The organism is Paenarthrobacter nitroguajacolicus (genome assembly GCF_051027655.1).
In the GTDB taxonomy this organism is placed as follows: domain Bacteria; phylum Actinomycetota; class Actinomycetes; order Actinomycetales; family Micrococcaceae; genus Arthrobacter; species Arthrobacter nitroguajacolicus.
On the sequence record NZ_CP073234.1, the window covers coordinates 2854915 to 2875398 of the forward strand.

Sequence of the window (20484 nt, forward strand, 5' to 3'; positions counted from 1 at the left end):
CCCTCCGTGCCCCTCAGCACGAGTAATGACTCTACCGGAGTCTTGCCACCTGCACAAATCGTCAAGCCGTTACCTGCATCACACGGCCTTCATGCCGGAGTAGCAGCCTTCACCAGTAGCCGCGACAGTGAGTCCACTTGGCGGCCGGCAAACTCTTCCACCACTTCCCCCGTCCTGTTAAGCCACACGCCAACCAAGCCCGCCGCCGTTGCACCGTCAGCATCAAGCAACCTGTTATCGCCCACATAGAGGGTCTCCCCCGGACGGGTACCCAGCAGGCGCACGCCTTCGAGGTAGATCGCAGGATCCGGCTTCGGCACACCTACAGTGTCCGTACCCACGAGGACCTTGATCCTTGCAAGGCCGGCACCATCCAGCTTGGCCCGCTGGTAATCATGCACATTATTGCTGACGGCGCCGTAAGGGATGCCTGCAGCATCGAGTGCGTCCAGTACGCCTTCTACATCGTCAAAAGCCCGGACGTACGCCGTCTGGCGTTGGTGATAGTCGGCTACCCACGCCTGCGACTCCTCGCCGTCCTGAAGCTCCACACCAAAGTGGCCCAAAGCGGCCCTGCCACGCAGCAACCGCTGCTCGTTGAACGTCAACTCTCCGGCCAGGTAGCGGTCGTAGAAGTGCGTGGTTTCGTGGGTAAAGATGCGCCCGAACTTCACCCACCCGGCCTGGTCCAGGCCGGGCAGGAGATGCTCGCTGACATCGCGGAGTGCTGTTGTCATGGCGTACTCAAGGTCCACCAAGGTGTCATCAATGTCGAAGAGGACACCGCGGATGGTGCCGAAAGTACTTGAGATAGCCATGACTGCTTCCGTTGCTAGCCGCGGAAGGCGCGGACGCGGGCGAGCGAGGAATCCTTGCCGAGGATCACCATCGACTCGAAAAGCGGCGGCGAAATGCGTCGTCCTGAGATAGCAGTGCGCACAGGCCCGAACGCCGCACGCGGTTTGATACCCAAGTCCTCAACCAGGGCCTGCTTGAGCGCGGCCTGGATGTTCTCTGCCGTCCACTCCCCGATGGGCTCCAACGCCGCCAGGGCGGCATCCAGTACTTCTTCCAGGTTCTGCGGCAGACCCTTGCGGGCATCGTCCGCAACATCGATCGCGTCATCGGCCTTGAAGAGGAAAGCCAGCATCTCGGGAGCTTCACCCAGGAGGGTGATTCGTTCCTGGACCAGAGGAGCTGCTTCAGCGAGGATCTCCTCCTGCCGTGGAGTCAGGATTTCCCCAACGAAACCAGCAGCGCGGAGGTAGGGAACCAGGCGCTCCTTGAAGTCCTCCGGCGCGAGCATCCGCACGTGCGTTCCGTTGATGGCTTCGGCCTTCTTGATGTCGAAACGGGCGGGGTTGCCCAGGACATCATGAATGTCGAAGTTAGCAACTAGCTGCTCCACGGTGAAGATGTCCTCGTCCGCGCTCAAGGACCAGCCAAGCAGCGAGAGGTAGTTGAGCAGGCCTTCGGGGATGAATCCTCGTTCGCGGTGCAGGAAGAGGCTCGACTCCGGGTCGCGCTTGGAAAGCTTCTTGTTGCCTTGGCCCATGACATAGGGAAGGTGTCCGAATTCCGGCATGTACTCGGCCACGCCAATGGCGTAGAGCGCACGGTACAACGCAATCTGACGCGGAGTGGAGCTCAGGAGGTCCTCGCCACGCAGGACATGGGTGATTCCCATGAGGGCATCGTCAACGGGGTTCACCAACGTATAGAGCGGAGCACCGTTGGCGCGGACAACGGCAAAGTCGGGAACCGAGCCTGCCTTGAAGGTAATCTCGCCCCTGACGAGGTCGTTGAATGTCAGGTCCTCGTCCGGCATGCGGAGACGCAGGACGGCCTCGCGGCCCTCGGCCTTGAACTGTGCCAGCTGCTCATCCGTCAGGTGCCGGTCGAAACCGTCATAGCCCAGCTTCGGGTCGCGGCCGGCCGCCTTGTGGCGGGCTTCAATCTCATCGGGCGTGGAGTAGGACTCGTAAACGTGTCCCCCTGCCTTGAGCTTGGCGATAACATCCTGGTAGATGTCGCCGCGCTGCGACTGCCGGTAAGGCTCGTGCGGTCCGCCAACCTCTACGCCCTCATCCCAATTGATGCCGAGCCACTTGAGGGCGTCCAGCAGCTGGTGGTAACTCTCTTCGCTGTCGCGGGCTGAGTCCGTGTCCTCGATGCGGAAGATCAGCTTGCCGCCGGTATGGCGTGCATAGGCCCAGTTGAACAGGGCGGTGCGGATCAGGCCAACGTGCGGCGTTCCCGTGGGTGACGGGCAAAAACGGACGCGGACCGGAGTCTCGGCGTTGACGGCAGGAATGGCGCTGGAGGCAGCGTTCGACGCAGAAGCAGTAGTCATAGTGGTTCCAACTTTACCGCTTGGCGATGCCTCGGATTCCCGTACGGAAACGCTCGACGGCGGCACGTGCCTTTCGTGTGAAAGGTGCGTGCCGCCGTCGAGGTTTAAGGCCTGGCTGGGAGCCTAGCGGCGAACCACCGGGTTGGAGAGCCGGCCGATGCCTTCGATTTCCACTTCAAAGCGGTCGCCTTCACTGACCAGGCCGACGCCGGCCGGAGTGCCGGTCATGATGACGTCGCCCGGAAGCAGGGTGAACGCGTGCGAAACGATCGAGACGAGCTCGCGTACACCGCGGATCATCTGGTTGGTGCTGCCGTCCTGGCGGAGTTCGCCGTTGAGCCGGCCCTGGATGGACAGGTCCTCATGGTCGAGTTCGGTTTCGATCCACGGACCCAGCGGTGCGGAGGTATCGAACCCCTTGGCCCGCGCCCACTGAAGATCGGTCTTCTGGACATCACGGGCGGTGAGGTCGTTACCGCAGGTGTAGCCGAAGATAACATCGTCCGCACGCTCCTCGGGAACGTCCTTGCAGATCCGGCCGATCACTACGCAGAGCTCAGCTTCGAAAGAAACTTCCTCGGAGAACTCGGGAAGGATGATGGGATCGTTCGGGCCGATCACTGATGTGTTGGGCTTCAGGAACAGCAGCGGTTGCTGGGGAACCTCGTTGCCGAGTTCAGCGGCGTGCTCGGCGAAGTTCCGGCCAACGCCGATGACTTTGCTGCGGGGAATGATCGGGGCGAGGAGCCGCACGTCCTCCAGCTTGTGCTTCACATGGGTACGTTCGACGCCATTGAAGAAGGGGTCGCCGTTGATGACAGTGATTTCCTCACTGCCGGGCTCGCCTTCAACAACGCCGTAAAGGGGATCAGAATCAACTACAAACCGGGCGATACGCATGGGCTCAAGCCTACAGTCCGGGTTTAGCTTCGGAGGTAATCCAACTGGGCCGCAACGGAAGTCTCTGCCGCCCACCTGACCGAAGGGTCGACGTCGGGATAAACGGCATCCGTGACCGCAGCGACGGATGCATGAGTACCGAGGTGTTTCAACGCCGTCCGGATTTGGTCGAGCCGCTGCTCGCGATGATGACGGTACTCACGGCACTTTTCGTCCAAGGCCGGCAGAACAGGCCCATGTGCGGGCAGCAGTGTTGCGGGTCCTAGCGCTTCCAGCCTTTCCAAGCTTGCAAGGTAGTCTCCCAACCGGCCATCCGGGTAATCCAACACAGTGGTTCCGCGGCCCAGAATCGTATCGCCGGTGAGAACGGATCCGTTGGGCCCGTCATCAGGGAGATGGAAGCAGAGGGAGTCCGACGTGTGACCCGGGGTGGCCACGACACGGATCTCCACGCCACCTGCCGTCAGGACTTCGCCGTCCATCAGCGGCTCGCCGCCGTGGCAATGCTCCGGCAATGCAGCACGGACAGGCGCCCCGGTGATCTGATGAAAACGTGCTGACGCCTCCGTGTGATCCGCATGCCGATGCGTAATGAGGACTACGTCCACAACACCTGCCGATGCCAACACAGCCAAATGCTGTTCGTCTTCAGGGCCCGGGTCTACCACCGCCACATAACGGGATCCCGGGGCGCCGATGACGTACGAGTTGGTACCGTCCAGGCTCATCGGGCCCGGATTGGGGGCCAATTGGAAGCGGGTGAGTTCGCTGCTGCGTTGCAGGGAACTGTCATGGGAGGTCGCCGTTGATTCTTGAGTCACTGTCCCATCTTGGCACTGAACGGATGCTCTCTCACATCCCTAACCCTTCCCACCACCCCTCTCTCACATCCCTAACCCTTCCCACCACCCCTCTCTCACATCCCTAACCCTTCCCACCAACGCCCCGACGCCGTCGCCTCACCAAGGTGCCGCCGTCGCCAATCTAAAGCCTCCCGAGGGAGGTGAGAGAGCGTCCGCCCCAAACCCGCGGGAGGTGAAAGAGCGTCCACCCCAAACCCGAGGGAGGTGAAAGAGCGTTGGGGGAAGCAGAACGGCGGCCCTTCCGCTTGTTGCCAAGTGGAAGGGCCGCCGTCGTGCGTTCTGTTGAGCCGAAAACCTAGACCAGGCGGGTCAGCCAGCCGTGGGTGTCCTCGACGGTTCCGGTTTGGATGCCCAGGAGCTGCTGGCGGATGGCCATAGTGGTTTCCCCGGCCTTCGCGTCCTCGGAGCCGATGAATTCGGTGGCGTCCTTGAGCACACCAATCGGCGTGATCACGGCCGCGGTGCCACAAGCGAAGACTTCGGTGATCTCACCTGAGGCCACGCCGTCGCGCCACTCGTCCAGGGTGATCTTGCGCTCGGTGACTTCACGGCCCATGTCCTTGGCCACCTGGATAACGGACATGCGGGTGACGCCTTCAAGGATGGTGCCGCTAAGGGCCGGAGTGACCAGGGAGCCGTCCTTCATGACGAAGAAGACATTCATGCCGCCGAGTTCTTCCACGGCGTCGTCGTTGAAGTGGTCCAGGAACAGCACCTGCTTGCAACCGTTCGCTTCGGCTTCCTGCTGCGCGATCAGGGAAGCTGCGTAGTTACCTCCGCACTTGGCAGCACCGGTTCCGCCGCGGCCGGCACGGGCATATTCGCGGGAGATCCAGATGGAGACGGGCTTGAGCTCGCCGCCGAAGTAGTTGCCGGCAGGAGAAGCAATGACGCGGAAGGACACTTCGCGCGCGGCACGAACACCAAGGAACGCCTCCGTGGCGATCATGAACGGACGCAGGTAGAGGGCTTCACCGTCGCCGGAAGGAACCCATTCCTTATCAGCCTGGACGAGTTCGCGGATGGCGCCGAGGAAGTACTCCTCCGGCAGCTCCGGGAGGGCTAGGCGACGCGCGGACTTGTTCAAGCGGGCGGCGTTGGCTTCGGGCCGGAAAGTCCAAACGGAGCCGTCAGCGTGGCGGTATGCCTTCAGGCCTTCGAAGATTTCCTGGCCGTAGTGCAGAACCGCAGCCGAGGGGTCCAGGGAGATGGGTCCGTAGGGCTCGATCCGGGCATTCTGCCAACCGCCATTTCCGTCGGCGTCAACCTTGTAGTCGACGACGGCGGTGTGGTCGGTGAAGTAGTCGCCGAAGCCTGGGTTCGCCAGGACGGCTGCACGCTCCTCAGCAGACTTCGGGGTATCCGAAAGCTGCTGGCTGAAGTCGACGCCATGGGCAGTCTGAGTCATGTTTCCTCCACAGTCAGCTACCTGGCAGGGCGAACCGGGTCCCAAAAAAGGGTATGGTTCAGCGATGGACCAGGGAAGCAGGTAAATAATTCAACACAAGCTTACGCCTGAGAAAAGGGCCTAAAGTGCGGCCGCAATGGCATCGCCAATAGCAGCCGTGCTGCGCGGCTCGCCGGTGCGGGTTTCGACGTCGGCGACTACTGCCGCTTCGATCTTGCGGGCCGCCGTGGTGTAGCCAAGGTGGTCCAGGAGGAGCACTGCGGAGAGGATGGCCGCGGTGGGATCGGCTTTCTGCTGTCCGGCGATGTCCGGGGCTGAGCCGTGGACGGGCTCGAACATGGACGGTGCGGTGCGGTCCATGTTGATGTTGCCCGATGCCGCCAGGCCGATGCCGCCGGTGATGGCAGCGGCGAGGTCGGTGAGGATGTCGCCGAACAGGTTGTCGGTGACGATGACATCGAAACGGGAGGGGTCGGTCACCATGAAGATGGTGGCGGCGTCAATGTGCAGGTAGTCGTGGGTGACCTCAGGGAATTCCAGGGCCACGGCCTCAACCGTGCGCTTCCACAAGTGCCCGGCGAAGACCAGCACATTGTGCTTGTGGACGAGCGTGACGTGCTTGCGCGGACGCTCGTTGGCGCGGCGGAAGGCATCGCGGACGACTCGCTCCACACCGTGAGCTGTGTTGAGGGAAACTTCCGTGGCCACTTCGTGGGGTGTTCCGCCGCGCAGGGTGCCACCATTGCCCACATAGGGACCTTCAGTACCTTCGCGGACGACGATGAAATCGATGGTGCCGGGGTTCGCCAGGGGGCTGCCGACGGTGCCGTACAAGCGGGACGGGCGCAGGTTCACGTAGTGGTCCAGGCTGAAGCGGAGCTTGAGCAGCATCTCGCGTTCGATAATGCCGGAAGGGATGCGGGTATCCCCCGGGGCTGCGCCCACTGCTCCGAAGAGGATGGCGTCACGCGTGCGCAGGTCTTCCAGGACCTCGTCCGGGAGGGTCTCGCCAGTCTCAAGCCAGTGCTGGGCGCCAAGCTTGTAGTTGGTCAGCTCGAGGGCCACGCCTTCGGCGGCGACAGCCTTTTCGAGGACCTTGACGGCTTCGGCGATGACCTCAGGGCCAATGCCGTCGCCAGGGATGACAGCGAGATTGATGGACGTTGCACTCATAGCTCTATCTAGCCAAGCAATCCACATGCTGGTCAAAATCGTCTCACTCTGCGAACACTGGCCGTGCCCGGGACTTGGGTAAGACTCAGACCACGGCATGATGCCCGGGCCGGTCGCGTGCACATAGAGTCGTAGCGTGGATAGAAGGCACGAGATATACGAATGGTTCCGCATCAACCGCTTCAAAGTTGATATGACGGCCACGTGCCTCCTTATCCTCCTCTTTGGTCCCGTATATCTGGTCGCGGACCGCCCTTGGCTGTTCCTCTTGTCCTGCAGCCTCCTGCTGCCCCTCGCATGGCGACGCACGCGCCCGGCCGTGGCGGCCGGCGTCGTCATCCTTGTGTGCCTCATCCAGTGGGCAGCGGGCGTCGAACCCGTAGCTGGCCAAATCGCCGTCCCGCTGGTCATCTACGCTACGGCGGCTTATGGGCCCGCGTGGGCGAGCCGGACGGTTCTTCTGGCCGGCCTGTTGGGTGGAGTCATGCTCACTACCCGGCTCTTTTCAACCACAGCTGAGTCCGGCATCCTGGGTCTCACCATCGGTGCGCTTTATACCGTGCTGATATGGATGCTGGTGCTGGTGAGCTGGACATTGGGCGACCTCACGCGCGTACGCCGGTTACAGCTTCAGGCTCTTGAGGATCGCACGCGGAGGCTTGAAGTGGAGCAGATGCAGGAGCGCAAGCTGGCTGCCGCCGACGAACGTTCCCACATTGCCCGGGAAATGCACGACATCGTGGCGCACTCCCTGTCCGTCATCATCACCCAGGCCGACGGAGCCCGATACGCTGCCGCCGCGAAACCTGAACTCGCGACCGAGGCACTGGCCACTATTGCCGCTACGGGCCGGGATTCGCTGGGCGAGATGCGAAGACTGCTGGGCGTACTCCGCTCCGACGACGACTCCCCTACCCGCCCTCAACCCCGGCTTTCCGATCTTGACGAACTCCTCCTCGGCTTCCGCGCCGCAACACTGCAGGTGGCGTTCGAACAGACCGGTGTACCACGCAGGGCCCTACCAGCCGGCGCGGAACTCACGGCTTATCGAATCATCCAGGAAGCCTTAACCAACGTGATGAAACACGCAGGACCGAAGGCGACGGCGGGTGTCACCCTGACGTGGCAGGCCCGCGGCCTGCAACTGGACATCATCGACGACGGCCGGGGCGCCGCTGCTGATCCGCCCTCGGCAGGGGGCGGTAACGGACTATTGGGAATGGGTGAGCGTGTCTCCCTCTACGATGGTTCCTTGACCGCGGGACCTGAACAGGGCGGCGGTTTCCGTGTGTCCGCATTTATCCCGTATTCGGAGGCCTGATCCATGCCTGAAGTTTCCGCACCCATCCGGGTGGCTCTCGTTGATGACCAGCAGTTGGTCCGATCGGGTTTTGGCATGCTCATCAATTCGCAGCCGGACCTTGAAGTAGTTGCTGAGGCCGGCAACGGGATCGAGGCGGTCCAAGCCCTGAGCGCCACCGCTGCCGACGTGGTCCTGATGGATGTTCGAATGCCTGGCATGGACGGGATTGAAGCGACCCGTCGCATCCTGGAACAGGCAGCGGCACAGCCCGTCGGTTCTCAGCGGGCCGATGTCAAAATTGTGGTCCTCACCACCTTTGACCTTGACGAGTACGCCCTTGCAGCCATTCAGGCCGGCGCCAGCGGATTCCTCCTGAAGGATGCGCCGCCGGAGGAACTGCTGGAGGCCATCCGCACTGTCTACCGCGGGGACGCCGTGATTGCCCCCTCCACAACCCGACGCCTGCTTGACCATGTGGCGCCACTCCTGAGGACGCAGACACCGGAGCAGACTGAACATGCTGCCGCCGTCGAGCGCCTCACAGCCCGCGAGCGCGAGGTTTTCCAGCTGATCGCGCAGGGACAATCAAACCCCGAAATCGCGGCGGGGCTGTTCCTGTCCGAGGCTACGGTCAAGACCCACGTGGGGCATATCCTGGCGAAGCTTGGCGCACGGGACCGCGTTCAAGTAGTGGTCATCGCCTATGAGACCGGCGTTGTAGCCCCGGGTACCTAGCAACTCAGACCAGGGTATGAGCAAGCCTCCCTGATAATGGGCCTGCGGCCCGATCCGCCAGGGCCGGCCGGAAACATAGCGTGGAACCATGACAACATTCACGTCTCTCCCCCACCCGTCAGGAACCGATCGGCCCGCAGGCCCGGAAGACGCACAGGCTCGTCCCGCCGTGGAGGCGCATGAGCTGACCAAGAGCTACGGCCGTGCTGACACCACCGTCACTGCCTTGAACAAAGTGTCAGTGAGCTTCGATGCCGGAAAGTTCACTGCCATCATGGGACCGTCCGGTTCCGGCAAGTCCACCTTGATGCATTGCCTTGCCGGCTTGGACACGGCCGACTCCGGGCGGATCTTGTTGGGCGGCACCGAATTGACGGGGCTCAATGACCGTCAGCTCACCGCTTTGCGCCGCGAGCGGATCGGTTTCGTTTTCCAGGCGTTCAACCTGGTGCCCACCTTGACCGCAGAACAGAACATCACGCTTCCGCTCGCCTTGGCGGGAACCACGGCCGACGCCGGGTGGCTGGATACCGTTGTCACAACGCTAGGGCTCAAGGACCGATTGAAGCACCGGCCCCATGAGCTCTCGGGTGGCCAACAGCAGCGCGTGGCGGTTGCCCGGGCGTTGCTGACGCGTCCCGACGTCGTCTTCGGCGACGAACCCACTGGAAACCTGGACTCGCGGGCGGGCGGGGAAGTCCTGGCGTTGCTGCGCAGGAGCAGCCAGGAGATGGGGCAAACCATCATCATGGTCACCCATGATCCCGTGGCGGCGAGCTATGCGGACCGCGTGGTGCTGATGAGTGATGGAGGCCTGGTGGGTGAGATCCACGATCCCACTGCCGATTCTGTGCTGGCTGCCCTCGGCAAGCTGGGGGCCTAGAGCATGTTGCGTGTTGCCCTTTCCCAATTGACCACCCATTTCCGGCGTTTCGTGGCCATCGGGCTTGCAGTTATGTTGTCTGTCATGTTCCTCTCCGCCACGCTGATGGTGGGCGCGAGCACCAATGCATCACTGGGCGCGAGCATCGGCGAGGCGTACCGCAACGCCGATGTTGTGGCTACGTCCAAGAACGGGGAGCCGTTCACCCAGGCAGCGGTGGACGCAGCGGTTTCCTCGCCCTCAGTGCAGGACAGCTATCCCGAGCGTTCCACCTACGTGACGTTCGAGGCTGGTGGCGGTGAACAATACGGTCGGTTGCGCAATGCGGCACCGGCTTCCCTGGAGGGCGCAGTGCTTTCCTCCGGATCCATGCCATCGGGAGCCTCGGAAGCGGTCATTGACGTCAAGTCGGCCGGGCATTTGGGCCTCACAGTGGGCAGCACCTTGGAGCTGCGGGGGTCAGGACCCGTCAAGACCGCGAAAGTGACTATTTCGGGCCTGACGAAGGCCACCAATGACCCTTTCTCGTCATCGGCTGCCCAGTTGGTGGGGTCTGAATCAGTGCTGGACGCGGTCCAGGACACTGGCGCCGGGTACTCGGGGCTACAGTTCGCACTCAAGCCCGGCGAAGACGTCACCGCCGCCAAGGACTTCATCGCACACCGCATGGAAGCAGCCGGTGCAAGTGAGCCAGTGTTGGAAACGGCGCAGGAGAAAGTCACCTCCACAGTGGCCATGCTCAGTGCAGGCCAGGACCAGTTGACCGTTGTCCTGCTCGCCTTCGCAGGGGTGGCCATCCTCGTTTCCACGTTGGTGGTGGCCAATACGTTCTCAGTGTTGGTAGCTCAACGGACCAGGGAGTTGGCGTTGCTCCGATGCCTGGGCGCCGGCCGGGCACAGATCCGCGGGTCGGTGATGCTGGAGGCGGTCGTGGTTGGTTTCATTTTTTCAGTGTTGGGTGTCCTCGCTGCCACGGGATTGATGACCGGCTTGATCGCCTGGGCCAAATCCCAGCCCGAGCAGGCGTTCGCTACGTTGGCGGTGCCGCCGTCGGCCATCATTGCCGGCTTGGTGGCCGGAACGCTTCTGACCGTAGTTGCCGCGCTGGTGCCCGCGAAGGCGGCCACCGCCGTCGCACCACTCGCCGCCCTCCGCCCGGCCGACGACGCCTCCGTAAGCAACCGCCGCGGCAGGATTCGCCTTGTCCTGGGCCTGTTGGGCCTGCTGGGCGGAACAGCCCTGCTGGTGTACGGCAGCATGACTGTTTCCTTGCTTGTGGCGCTGCTGGGTGGAGCTGTCTCGTTTGTGGGCATCCTGTTGTGCTCCACCCTCTTCATTCCCACCGTGGTGGCCCTGGCCGGACGTCTGGCCGCACCGGCCGGTGTGCCAGGCAAGCTTGCCGCCGTCAACGCGACGCGGAACCCGGCACGTACCTCCGCTACTGCCGCCGCGCTGCTGATCGGCGTCACCTTGGTTTCCCTCATGATGACGGGGGCGGCTACCTCCAGGCACGCCTTCAACGACACCTTGGCTGAAAACTACCCGGTGGACCTGTCCGCCCAGACCGCGGTGGACGCCAGCGATCCCGTCCAGGCTGTATCCCGGATCAAAGCGCTCGACGGCGTCAGCGCTGCAGTACTGCTGCAGCCGGTGGGAATGCTGAATGACAAGACGACGCCCGACGGCGGCATGACCATCTATGGTCTCTCCGCCGCAGACGCTGCATCCGTGGTGCGTGATAACCACCTGCAGCCGTCCGCGGGCACCGTGTATCTGCCTGAGGACTCCCCCGAAGGCCCGGCAAGCATCACGACGGCGGCCGGAACCATTTCGCTCGATGCCAAAGTCCTGCGTACCCGCCATGTGCCTGCCTTCGTGGAAAGCTCCAGCATCTCTTCCGGTACGCTGCCGGAAATTCCCGGGATGGTGTGGGTGAAACTGGATGATTCCGTATCCGCAGATCGGGTTCAGGCCATCCAGAAGGAGATCGCCGCAGAGCTGGGCGTGCATGAGCGCACTGTCAGCGGTGCCGCGATTGAGCGGGTGACGTTCAACAGCATCATCGATGTCCTGTTGCTGGTAGTCACGGGGCTCCTTGGTGTCGCGGTGGTGATCGCGTTGATCGGTGTGGCCAACACGTTGTCACTTTCGGTCCTGGAACGGACGCGCGAGAACTCCTTGCTCCGTGCTTTGGGGCTGACCAGGGGCCAACTCCGCGGCATGCTGGCCATCGAGGCCGTGCTCGTCGCAGGTGTGGCAGCGATCATGGGCGCAGGTTTGGGCATCGTTTATGGCTGGCTTGGCGCGCAGGCAAGCCTGGGAAGCGTAGCCACTGTTGTTCCGGCCGTGCCGTGGCTTCAGCTGACGGCTGTCTTTGGGGTCGCCGTGGTGGCCGGACTCCTGGCTTCGGTGGTCCCTGCCAGGCGCGCGGCACGCTTGTCACCGGTGGAGGGACTGGCCACAGCCTAGACCCTCTCCCACTTCATCGCCCTATAACAGGAAACGCTCTCTCACTACCCCGGACGGACCGGAAGGAAGTGAGAGAGCGTTTCCTGTTTATGGCTGTTATGTGAAAGAGGGTCTACGCCTCGACGGGTTCTTCGTAGCGCGGGAAGACGGGCGCCGGGGCGGGCAATTCCGTGCCGGCAACAATCGGGGTGGCTACGGCGGCGAACCGGCGCGACTCGCCTTCAGGCTGCCCGAGCACCTCAAGGAGCTTCGCGGACGACGACGGCATGACCGGCTGGGCGAGGATCGCCACGATGCGGACAACCTCCAAGGTGACGTACAGGACCGTGTTCATACGCTCCGGGTCAGTCTTGCGCAGCACCCACGGAGCCTGCTCCGCGAAGTAAGCGTTAGTGTCGCCGAGGACAGTCCAGATCGCTTCAAGGGCCCTGCTGAATTCCTGCTTATCGAAGGCAGCACGTGCAGTGCCCAACAATTCGCCGGCCTGGGCCAGCAAAGCGGTGTCCTCGGCTGTAAACGCGCCGGGAACCGGAACCTTGCCTTCACAGTTCTTCGCCACCATGGACAGCGAACGCTGCGCGAGGTTGCCGAAGTTGTTTGCCAGATCCGAGTTCATGCGGCCCACGATGGCTTCGTGGTTGTAGTTGCCGTCCGCCCCGAAAGGAACTTCACGGAGGAAGAAGTAGCGGCACTGGTCCAGGCCGTACTGCGCCACAAAATCCTGGGGTGCCACAACATTCCCCAATGACTTGGACATCTTCACACCGTTGTTGGTGAGGAAGCCATGGATCATGACGCGCTTGGGCAGTTCCAGCCCTGCGCTCATGAGGAACGCGGGCCAGTAGATGGCGTGGAAGCGTGAGATGTCCTTGCCGATGACGTGCACGTCAGCGGGCCAGAACTTCTTGAAGGATTCCGACTCGATGTCCGGGTAGCCGACGCCGGTCAGGTAGTTGGTGAGCGCGTCAACCCAGACGTACATGACGTGCTTCTCGTCGCCCGGGACCGGGACACCCCAGTCGAAGGTGGTGCGGCTGATGGACAGGTCCTCCAGACCACGTCGCACAAAGCTGATGACCTCATTGAAACGGGATTGCGGCGCACCGAATTCAGGCTGTTCCTCATACAGGGCAAGGAGTTTGTCCTGGTAGTTGGAGAGCCGGAAGAAGTAGCTTTCCTCGGCAGTCCAGGTGACAAGGGTGTCCGTCTCCTTGGAGTAGCGGAGCCCATCCTCCTTGACCACGGTGTCGTCTTCGACGTAGTAGGCCTCGTCGCGGACGGAGTACCAGCCCTCGTACTTGGACAGGTAGATATCACCGTTGGCTTCCATCTTCTTCCAGATGGCCTGGGAAGCCGCGTAGTGGTCCTTATCCGTGGTGCGGATGAACCGGTCGTGGGAGATCCCCAAGTCCTGGCTCATCTGCTTGAAGGCTGCCGAATTGCGGTCAGCGAGCTGCTTGGCAGTAATGCCTTCCTTCTCGGCTGATTGCTGCATCTTGAGTCCGTGCTCGTCCGTTCCGGTCATGAAGAACACCTCATGGCCGTCAAGGCGCTTGAACCGCGCCATGGCATCAGTCGCGATGACCTCGTAGGCGTGGCCGATGTGCGGCACGCCATTGGGGTAGCTGATTGCGGTGGTGATGTAGAACGGGGATTTCTCTGGAGACGTCACTCTAAGAAGTTACCTTTTTTTGGGATGAAATAGCTTAGTTAAGTTCGGTCAGCGTATCGCTGAGCCGGACCAGTTCATGGTCATGGGAAGCAACCAGGACGGCAATGCCATCGCTGGTGGTGTCCTTGAGAATGCCGATGATGCGGTTGGCGGCTGCACGGTCAAGGCTGGCGGTAGGCTCGTCCACCACCAGTACGCGGGTTCCCAGGATCAGGGCACGGGCAATGGCGACTCGCTGGCGTTCACCGCCGGAGAGCTGGGCGGGACGGTGACGCATGCGGCGTCCGAGCCCCACCAGGTCCAGGAGGTCCTTGGCCATTTCGGTGCGCTGTTCAACTTCGCCGTCGGGTACTGCGGGAAGCAGGACGTTCTCAAGGGCACTCATACCGTCGATCAAGGCGCCGCCCTGGTCCACGTAACCAATCAGGGCCCGTCGGCGGTCCGCGATCTCGTCGTCGCCCATGGTGTCCAACGGCTGGCCTTCCCACAAGACCTTGCCCGACGTCGGGAGCGTAAGTCCCGCGCTCACCGTCAGGATGCTGGTCTTACCGGAACCGCTTCGTCCGGCGATGCAGTGCATCTCACCAGCGTGAAGGGTGAGGTTGAAGTCGTCCACGACGTCCACTTCCTCGGCACCGCCCTTGTCGCCACCGTAATGAATGGTGACCCGGCTCAGTTCCAAGGGAGTTGCGTGGTCCGTGGCCCTCACGATGGTGTTGGCACGGGTCTGCAGCGACTCGTCCGCGGATTCCGGGGTGGCCTTCAGCTCGGGGTTGAGGTTGTCAGTCATTTGACTACTTTCGTTGCAATCGGAATCCAGCAAATTACGGCCAGCAGACCGGCCAAACCGGCCCAAAGAGCCGCGTAGGGAGCCAGGAGCAATCCCAGCCCCAGGGCACCAAGGACACCCAAGGGAAGTGCCACGGTGCCCACAAGTGCGTTTTCGAAGAAGCGGACCTGGCCAAGCATGTCCGGGTTCCAGCCCATGGCACGCAAAGTACCGAGGTACTCCCGTTTGGCGTGGAGCTCGAAGCGGCCGGTGACCAAGGTCAGGAGAAGGCCAACAACCACACCGAACACAGCGAGGATGATGCTCGGCAAGGTGATGCTGGCAGCGGCCAGACCACTCAAAGCGCTTGCGCCGGCTGCTCGGGGAATGTCGATCAGGAGTGCGATCAGGGCACCCACGGCTGCACCGAACACACCCACTGCCACGGCCAGGGAGATCGAGTTGAAGCGGTTCGTGGTGAGCTGCCTGTTGGCGAACGTCAGGGGCGAGTCAACAGTCACCAGGCGTTCATCGTGCTGCGGTTCCTGATCAATCACCACGCGGTGGCGCAACTGCTGGGCGGCGAGCAATGCAGCAGCGCTGTAAATGACCAGCATCGTGACTGAGACGATCACGGTGGCAACGTTCCAGCTCAGCAAGCTGAGGACGAGTCCCGCCGCCGCGAGTGCGGCAGCTCCCACAGCGAATTCCTCCAGGACCCAGGAGCGGATCCGTTTCTGGGTCCAACCCATGGCGCGGAGGATGCCGGCTTCGCTTCGGCGTTGTCGGATGTAGCTGACTGTGGAAGCGCCCGTCAGGAGCGTTGCACCAAGCAGCGTCAGGAACAGCAGGGTGATGTTGGTTCCAGTGAGGGAACCTGAGACGGCATCGGCTGCGTCCTGGCGCACCCACGACTGCTGGACAGTGCCCAGGGGTGATTCCTTGCCGGCGTCGTCCTTGCTGTAACCGGGGACGAAGATATTGGCATCTTCACGGGCGGAACCCGCCACGACCGTAGCCTCAAGGCCGAGCTCACGGATCTGGGTGGCCAGCTTCTCAACCTCGGGCTGTGCCGTCTTCCAGTTTCCGGTTGCCGACGCCTTGACACGGATAGCGTCAATGACGTCCGCATTGGTGTCGTAACCACGGGCGGCTGCCAGACCGTAGTAATCGGTGATGGCACCGGCGGACTGGCTGACCAAGCCCGTAGCACTCAGCGATGGCTTCAGCTCCGTGCCCTCAACCTCTTTGCCTTCAGCGTCCTTGGTGAGAGTCATCGGCGTGGGGTCGTAGCCGCCCAAGGGCAGCTTGTTGACGTCCCCGGCAGCTGACTTCACCGCGGCAGGGTCGAAGGTGCCGTACACCATGGGCAGCGGCGTTGCCGGCTTCTTGCCTGTTTCCAGGTCTTCCCGGTATGAGCGCTCCTCCACCGGCTTACGCTGCGTCTGGTCCACGGGCGCACCGAAGGACGACTTCTCCGGCAGACGGTTCACCGTAACCCAGTCCCCCGGTGTGGCGCTCTTATCCGAAGCGCCGTTGGAAGCTTCGTCGCCGTCCTTGTACTGGGGCGCTGCGGCAAATGCCGTGCTCCACGTGGCGGGATTGTACAAACCCTGGCTGAAGGAGGCCGTGCTGCCCAGCAATTTGCTGTGATCGGTTGATCCAGGCCACTCGAGGGCGAACGGGGACTTGGACACGAACGGAAGGTAGTCCTTGTCCAGTGAACGCGTTACGGTGCCCACCTCATTGACTACCTTGCCGCTGGCGTCAAGTTCCTCGATCTTCACCGAGTACTGCAGGTCGAGGGATGTGCCTGAACGGACAATCAGCGGAATGGCTTGGGAGTCCGCAGTCAGCAGGCCGTCGCGCTTGGCCTGTTGGTACTGCGTCATCAGCGGCGCCCAGTGCTTGAGCTTGACGCCCAGGAAATCGGGACCTTCTTCCAACTGGTCCATGCTGAGGCCGGTGGTGAAAAGGCTCTCGAAGTGGCGTCCGATAGCGCCCGCGTCACGGGCATCCGCCGGAGGTGCCTTTTCCAGGGGTGCCAGGAAATCTCCTGCTGAGCCCAGCAGCGCCCGCTCAGCGGCAGGGTCGACGGCGACGACGGACTCTGTCACCTCAGGCGCCAGGGGAAGCGCCACGGAGAGATTAAAAAGATTGTGTTCCGAGCCCAAGGCCGGGGCGGGGAACTTGACGCCCGTCTCGCCCTCAGGACCGGCGATCCGGACGTTGGTGCCGCCCGCCGTCTGTTCCTGGATCAGGCGGCCCTTGCCCAAGGTGCCCTCAGCGCTGGTTTTGAAAAGGGTTTTCTGGTTGGCTCCGTCCGAGCTCGTGGCCGAGGCGGTCAGGCGGTACTTCTTGGGGGAATCAGGCAGTACTGATTCCGCTGCAGGCCACTTGCCCGAATCCATGGCGGATGGATCCCCCGCCGTCACTGCGCCGGCAAGGCCCGCGTTATAGCCCAGGTAGTCCATGGCGTTGAGCCGCGGAGCTTCAAGGTTCTGCGATACACGCGAGACCAGGCTGATGGGTGCGGCCACGGCCGTTTGGCCCATGGTCCGGATCTTCTCCAACTGCTCAAAGCTGATGCCGCCTTGGCCGTTGGCGATTTCCGGCTGAATCAATGCACCGCCGTCGCCATCTTGTGATTGGTCAGGCTTTGCCTGGACCAGGATGTCGTAGAGTCCCCGCGAGTTCTCGTCCACTGTCCTGTTCAGAGCCGCCTGCGACTGGCTCTGGACGAGGACGGACAAGCACATGGCGACGATCAAAATGGCCGCGGTCAGCAGCAGCACACGGCTTCTGATGAACCTTTGGACGGCGTTCATTGGGCTCCCTGAGACCTTGATTGCGGGCGCGCACACACGCACCGTGATTCCTCAAAAGACACAGAGGAAGACCGGGCTGTATGTGCAAAAAGTTGTGGCCGGCCTGCTGCCGGGTCCGAATCCCGGACCCAGCCATTGTAAGCAGACCGGCCACTCCTGCGTGCCATGGTGTGTCGCCGGCACGCGAACCTAGCTGATGGAGATCAGCGCTAGTCCTCCAGGTCCACTTCGCGAACCATCTCTGCGCCGATACCGGCCTTGATGGCTTCCAGCACCTGCTGCGGAACCGAGCTGTCGATGGTCAGGAGCGCAAGAACCTGGCCGCCTTCGGTCTGGCGCGCAACCTGCATCCCGCCGATGTTGATGTTGTTCATGCCCAAAATGTGTCCGATGGTGCCAATCACGCCCGGACGGTCGGCGTAGGCCACAACAACCAGGTGCTCGCTGATGGGAATTTCGACGTCGTATCCGTTGACGCCTACGAGCTTCTCCACCTGCTTGGGACCCGTGAGGGTACCGGCAACAGAGATCTGCGAACCATCGCTGAGGGCACCACGGATGGTCAGGACATTGCGGTAGTCCTCGGCGTCGGGGGTGGTGATCAGCCGGGTGTTGATGCCACGCTGTTCTGCGATTACCGGAGCATTCACGTAGGAGACCTGCTCCGTGACCACATCAGCGAAGACGCCCTTCAGTGCAGCCAGTTCGAGTACCTTGACGTCCAGCGCGGCAATTTCGCCGGCCACCTCAACGTCGATCTGGGTGAGGGACGCGTGGGTAAGCGCCGTGAAGATCCGGCCCAGCTTTTCGATCAGCGGGATACCCGGGCGAACATCGGGAGCGATGACGCCTCCGGCGACGTTCACGGCATCGGGAACCAGTTCGCCTGCAAGGGCAAGGCGAACCGACTTGGCCACTGACACGCCGGCCTTCTCCTGGGCCTCATCCGTGGACGCTCCAAGGTGCGGGGTGACAACGACGTTGTCGAGCTCGAAGAACGGAAGGTCGGTGCTGGGTTCCTTGACGAAGACGTCCACGCCGGCGCCCGCGATCTGGCCTTCCTTCAAAGCCGTGTAGAGGGCTTCTTCGTCCACCAGGCCACCACGTGCCACGTTGATGACGTACGCCGTTTCCTTCATCTTGCGGAAGGCGTCGGCGCCCAGCATGCCTACCGTCTCCGGCGTCTTGGGCATGTGGATGGTGATGAAGTCGGCGTTTTCCAACAGTTCATCCAAAGTTACAAGTTTGACGCCCAACTGGGCCGCGCGTGCAGCCGTGATGTAGGGGTCATAGGCGAGGATTTCGGTTTCGAATCCCTGCAGGCGTGCTGCTACCAGTGCGCCGATACGGCCAAGGCCGATGATGCCGATCTTCTTCTCGAAGAGTTCAATGCCGGTGTACTTTGAGCGCTTCCACTCGCCGTTCTTCAGCGCAGAGCTGGCCTGCGGAATGTGGCGGGCGAGGCTCAGGATGTGGCCCACGGTGAGCTCTGCGGCAGAAACGATGTTGGACGTGGGTGCGTTGACCACCATGACGCCTGCTTGCGTTGCGGACTTGATATCCACGTTGTCCAGCCCCACGCCGGCGCGGGCGATGACCTTAAGGTTCTTGGCCGCAGCGATGGCTTCGGCATCCACTTGGGTGGCCGAACGGACCAGGATGGCGTCGACGTCGGCAATGGCGGACAGCAGCTGGGAACGGTCGGCGCCGTCGGTCTGTCGGATTTCAAAGTCCGGGCCCAATGCCTCGACTGTGGCGGGCGAAAGTTCCTCGGCGAGGAGGACGACGGGTTTGCTGACTGACACGGGGTGGCACCTTACTTTGGACAACTTTGGACAGAACTGGACAAGGAGCGGATGCGTGGCCCGGGGCACGGCGCCGGGACCAGCCCAGAATATCGAATCCGGGCAGGGTTTCCGGTGCCGGGGAGGGATGTTACGGCCGGGCCGGTAGTTGTTGTGAAGAAGTTCACAGCCCATGAGGCTGGGCAATTCACTGGAGAAACTGGTGTCGATGGAGAAACGACGACGCCCGCCCGGCTATGTTCTCCGGACGGGCGTCGTAGTGCGCCGGCCGTTAGGCCAGCACCGAAGGATCAGCGGGCTGCGGAACCTTCAACGTAGTCAGCGTCCTGCTGCTGCCAGGAGAACAGGGAGCGCAGTTCGCGGCCGACCTCTTCGATCGGGTGCTGCTCTGCCTTGGCACGCAGTTCCTTGAACTCGGTGCCACCGTTGTCCTGGTCGTCGATGAAGCGCTTGGCGAAAGCACCGCTCTGGATGTCGGCGAGGACAGCCTTCATGTTTTCCTTCACCTCGGGGGTGATGACGCGCGGGCCGGAGACGTAGTCGCCGTACTCTGCGGTGTCGGAAACGCTCCAGCGCTGCTTGGCAATGCCGCCTTCCCACATGAGGTCAACGATGAGCTTGAGCTCGTGGAGAACCTCGAAGTAGGCGATCTGCGGCTGGTAACCGGCTTCGGTCAGGGTTTCGAAGCCGTACTGGACGAGCTGGGAAACGCCGCCGCAAAGAACGGACTGCTCGCCGAAGAGGTCGGTCTCGGTCTCTTCGGTGAAGGTGGTCTTGATGACGCCGGCGCGGGTTCCGCCGATTGCCTTGGCGTAAGACTTCGCCAGGTCCCATGCGGAACCGGATGCGTCCTGCTCAACAGCGATGATGTCCGGGATACCGCGGCCGGCTTCGAATTCGCGGCGCACAGTGTGGCCCGGAGCCTTCGGGGCGATCAGGATGACGTCGACGCCTGCCGGAGCTTCGATGTAGCCGAAGCGGATGTTGAAGCCGTGAGCGAAGGCGAGTGCCTTGCCCTCGGTCAGCTTGTCCTTGATGGAGTCGTTGTAGATGGAGCGCTGGTGCTGGTCCGGTGCCAGGATCATGATGACGTCTGCCCATTCGGCGGCATCCGCAACGTTCTTGACAGTGAAGCCTGCGTCCTCTGCCTTGGCGGCCGACTTGGAGCCGTCCTTCAGCGCGATAACAACCTCGACGCCGGAATCGCGCAGGTTCAGTGCGTGGGCGTGGCCCTGGGAGCCATAGCCAACGATGGCTACCTTGCGGCCCTGGATGATCGACAGGTCTGCGTCGTCGTCGTAGAACATTTCAGTCACTTGCGTA

At 62.5% G+C, this 20484-nt stretch carries 15 protein-coding genes; 4 read left to right on the forward strand and 11 right to left on the reverse strand.

Annotated elements, in window-relative coordinates; translation table 11 throughout:
* Positions 1-89: 89 nt before the first annotated feature.
* The 6 genes from KCX59_RS13570 to KCX59_RS13595 all read right to left on the reverse strand — a co-directional run bounded on the left by KCX59_RS13570 (position 90) and on the right by KCX59_RS13595 (position 6697).
* Positions 90-818 (reverse strand): HAD family hydrolase, encoded by a 729-nt coding sequence (locus KCX59_RS13570; RefSeq protein ID WP_091468179.1) that lies wholly within the window; start codon positions 816-818, stop codon positions 90-92.
* Positions 819-832: 14 nt separating this feature from the next.
* The gene (gltX, locus tag KCX59_RS13575) at positions 833-2353 is read right to left on the reverse strand and encodes a glutamate--tRNA ligase (RefSeq protein ID WP_178996751.1); all 1521 of its coding nucleotides are present in this window, start codon (positions 2351-2353) and stop codon (positions 833-835) included.
* A gap of 123 nt (positions 2354-2476) precedes the next feature.
* Positions 2477-3253, reverse strand: coding sequence for a fumarylacetoacetate hydrolase family protein (locus KCX59_RS13580; protein WP_090818840.1), 777 nt, complete (start codon positions 3251-3253; stop codon positions 2477-2479).
* A 23-nt stretch (positions 3254-3276) separates the two neighbouring features.
* On the reverse strand, positions 3277-4074 hold the full coding sequence (locus tag KCX59_RS13585) for an MBL fold metallo-hydrolase (RefSeq protein ID WP_179017219.1): 798 nt from the start codon (positions 4072-4074) through the stop codon (positions 3277-3279).
* Between the two features lie 337 nt (positions 4075-4411).
* Entirely contained in the window at positions 4412-5524 is a 1113-nt protein-coding gene (locus tag KCX59_RS13590) for a branched-chain amino acid aminotransferase (protein WP_091468185.1), read from the reverse strand.
* A gap of 120 nt (positions 5525-5644) precedes the next feature.
* On the reverse strand, positions 5645-6697 hold the full coding sequence (locus KCX59_RS13595) for a 3-isopropylmalate dehydrogenase (RefSeq protein WP_091468187.1): 1053 nt from the start codon (positions 6695-6697) through the stop codon (positions 5645-5647).
* A 136-nt stretch (positions 6698-6833) separates the two neighbouring features.
* Between KCX59_RS13595 and KCX59_RS13600 the strand changes: the two genes are divergently transcribed.
* The 4 genes from KCX59_RS13600 (at position 6834) to KCX59_RS13615 (ending at position 12087) form a co-directional block, all read left to right on the forward strand.
* Positions 6834-8018 (forward strand): sensor histidine kinase, encoded by a 1185-nt coding sequence (locus tag KCX59_RS13600; protein ID WP_434122453.1) that lies wholly within the window; start codon positions 6834-6836, stop codon positions 8016-8018.
* Positions 8019-8021: 3 nt separating this feature from the next.
* Positions 8022-8735, forward strand: coding sequence for a response regulator (locus tag KCX59_RS13605; RefSeq protein WP_091468192.1), 714 nt, complete (start codon positions 8022-8024; stop codon positions 8733-8735).
* A gap of 88 nt (positions 8736-8823) precedes the next feature.
* Positions 8824-9618, forward strand: coding sequence for an ABC transporter ATP-binding protein (locus KCX59_RS13610; RefSeq protein ID WP_179017218.1), 795 nt, complete (start codon positions 8824-8826; stop codon positions 9616-9618).
* A gap of 3 nt (positions 9619-9621) precedes the next feature.
* Positions 9622-12087, forward strand: a complete 2466-nt coding sequence (locus tag KCX59_RS13615; protein WP_179017217.1) for an ABC transporter permease — start codon at positions 9622-9624, stop codon at positions 12085-12087.
* Between the two features lie 112 nt (positions 12088-12199).
* Here KCX59_RS13615 and metG read toward each other — a convergent pair whose 3' ends face one another.
* From metG to ilvC, 5 genes are all read right to left on the reverse strand, one after another.
* Positions 12200-13759, reverse strand: a complete 1560-nt coding sequence (metG, locus tag KCX59_RS13620; RefSeq protein WP_179017216.1) for a methionine--tRNA ligase — start codon at positions 13757-13759, stop codon at positions 12200-12202.
* A gap of 34 nt (positions 13760-13793) precedes the next feature.
* Positions 13794-14549 (reverse strand): ABC transporter ATP-binding protein, encoded by a 756-nt coding sequence (locus KCX59_RS13625; protein ID WP_017199599.1) that lies wholly within the window; start codon positions 14547-14549, stop codon positions 13794-13796.
* Entirely contained in the window at positions 14546-17356 is a 2811-nt protein-coding gene (locus KCX59_RS13630) for an FtsX-like permease family protein (RefSeq protein WP_179017215.1), read from the reverse strand. Before KCX59_RS13630 ends, KCX59_RS13625 begins: the two co-directional genes overlap by 4 nt.
* A 209-nt stretch (positions 17357-17565) precedes the next feature.
* On the reverse strand, positions 17566-19161 hold the full coding sequence (gene serA, locus KCX59_RS13635) for a phosphoglycerate dehydrogenase (RefSeq protein ID WP_091468213.1): 1596 nt from the start codon (positions 19159-19161) through the stop codon (positions 17566-17568).
* Between the two features lie 290 nt (positions 19162-19451).
* Positions 19452-20477, reverse strand: a complete 1026-nt coding sequence (gene ilvC / locus KCX59_RS13640; RefSeq protein ID WP_141285198.1) for a ketol-acid reductoisomerase — start codon at positions 20475-20477, stop codon at positions 19452-19454.
* Between the last annotated feature and the right edge of the window lie 7 nt (positions 20478-20484).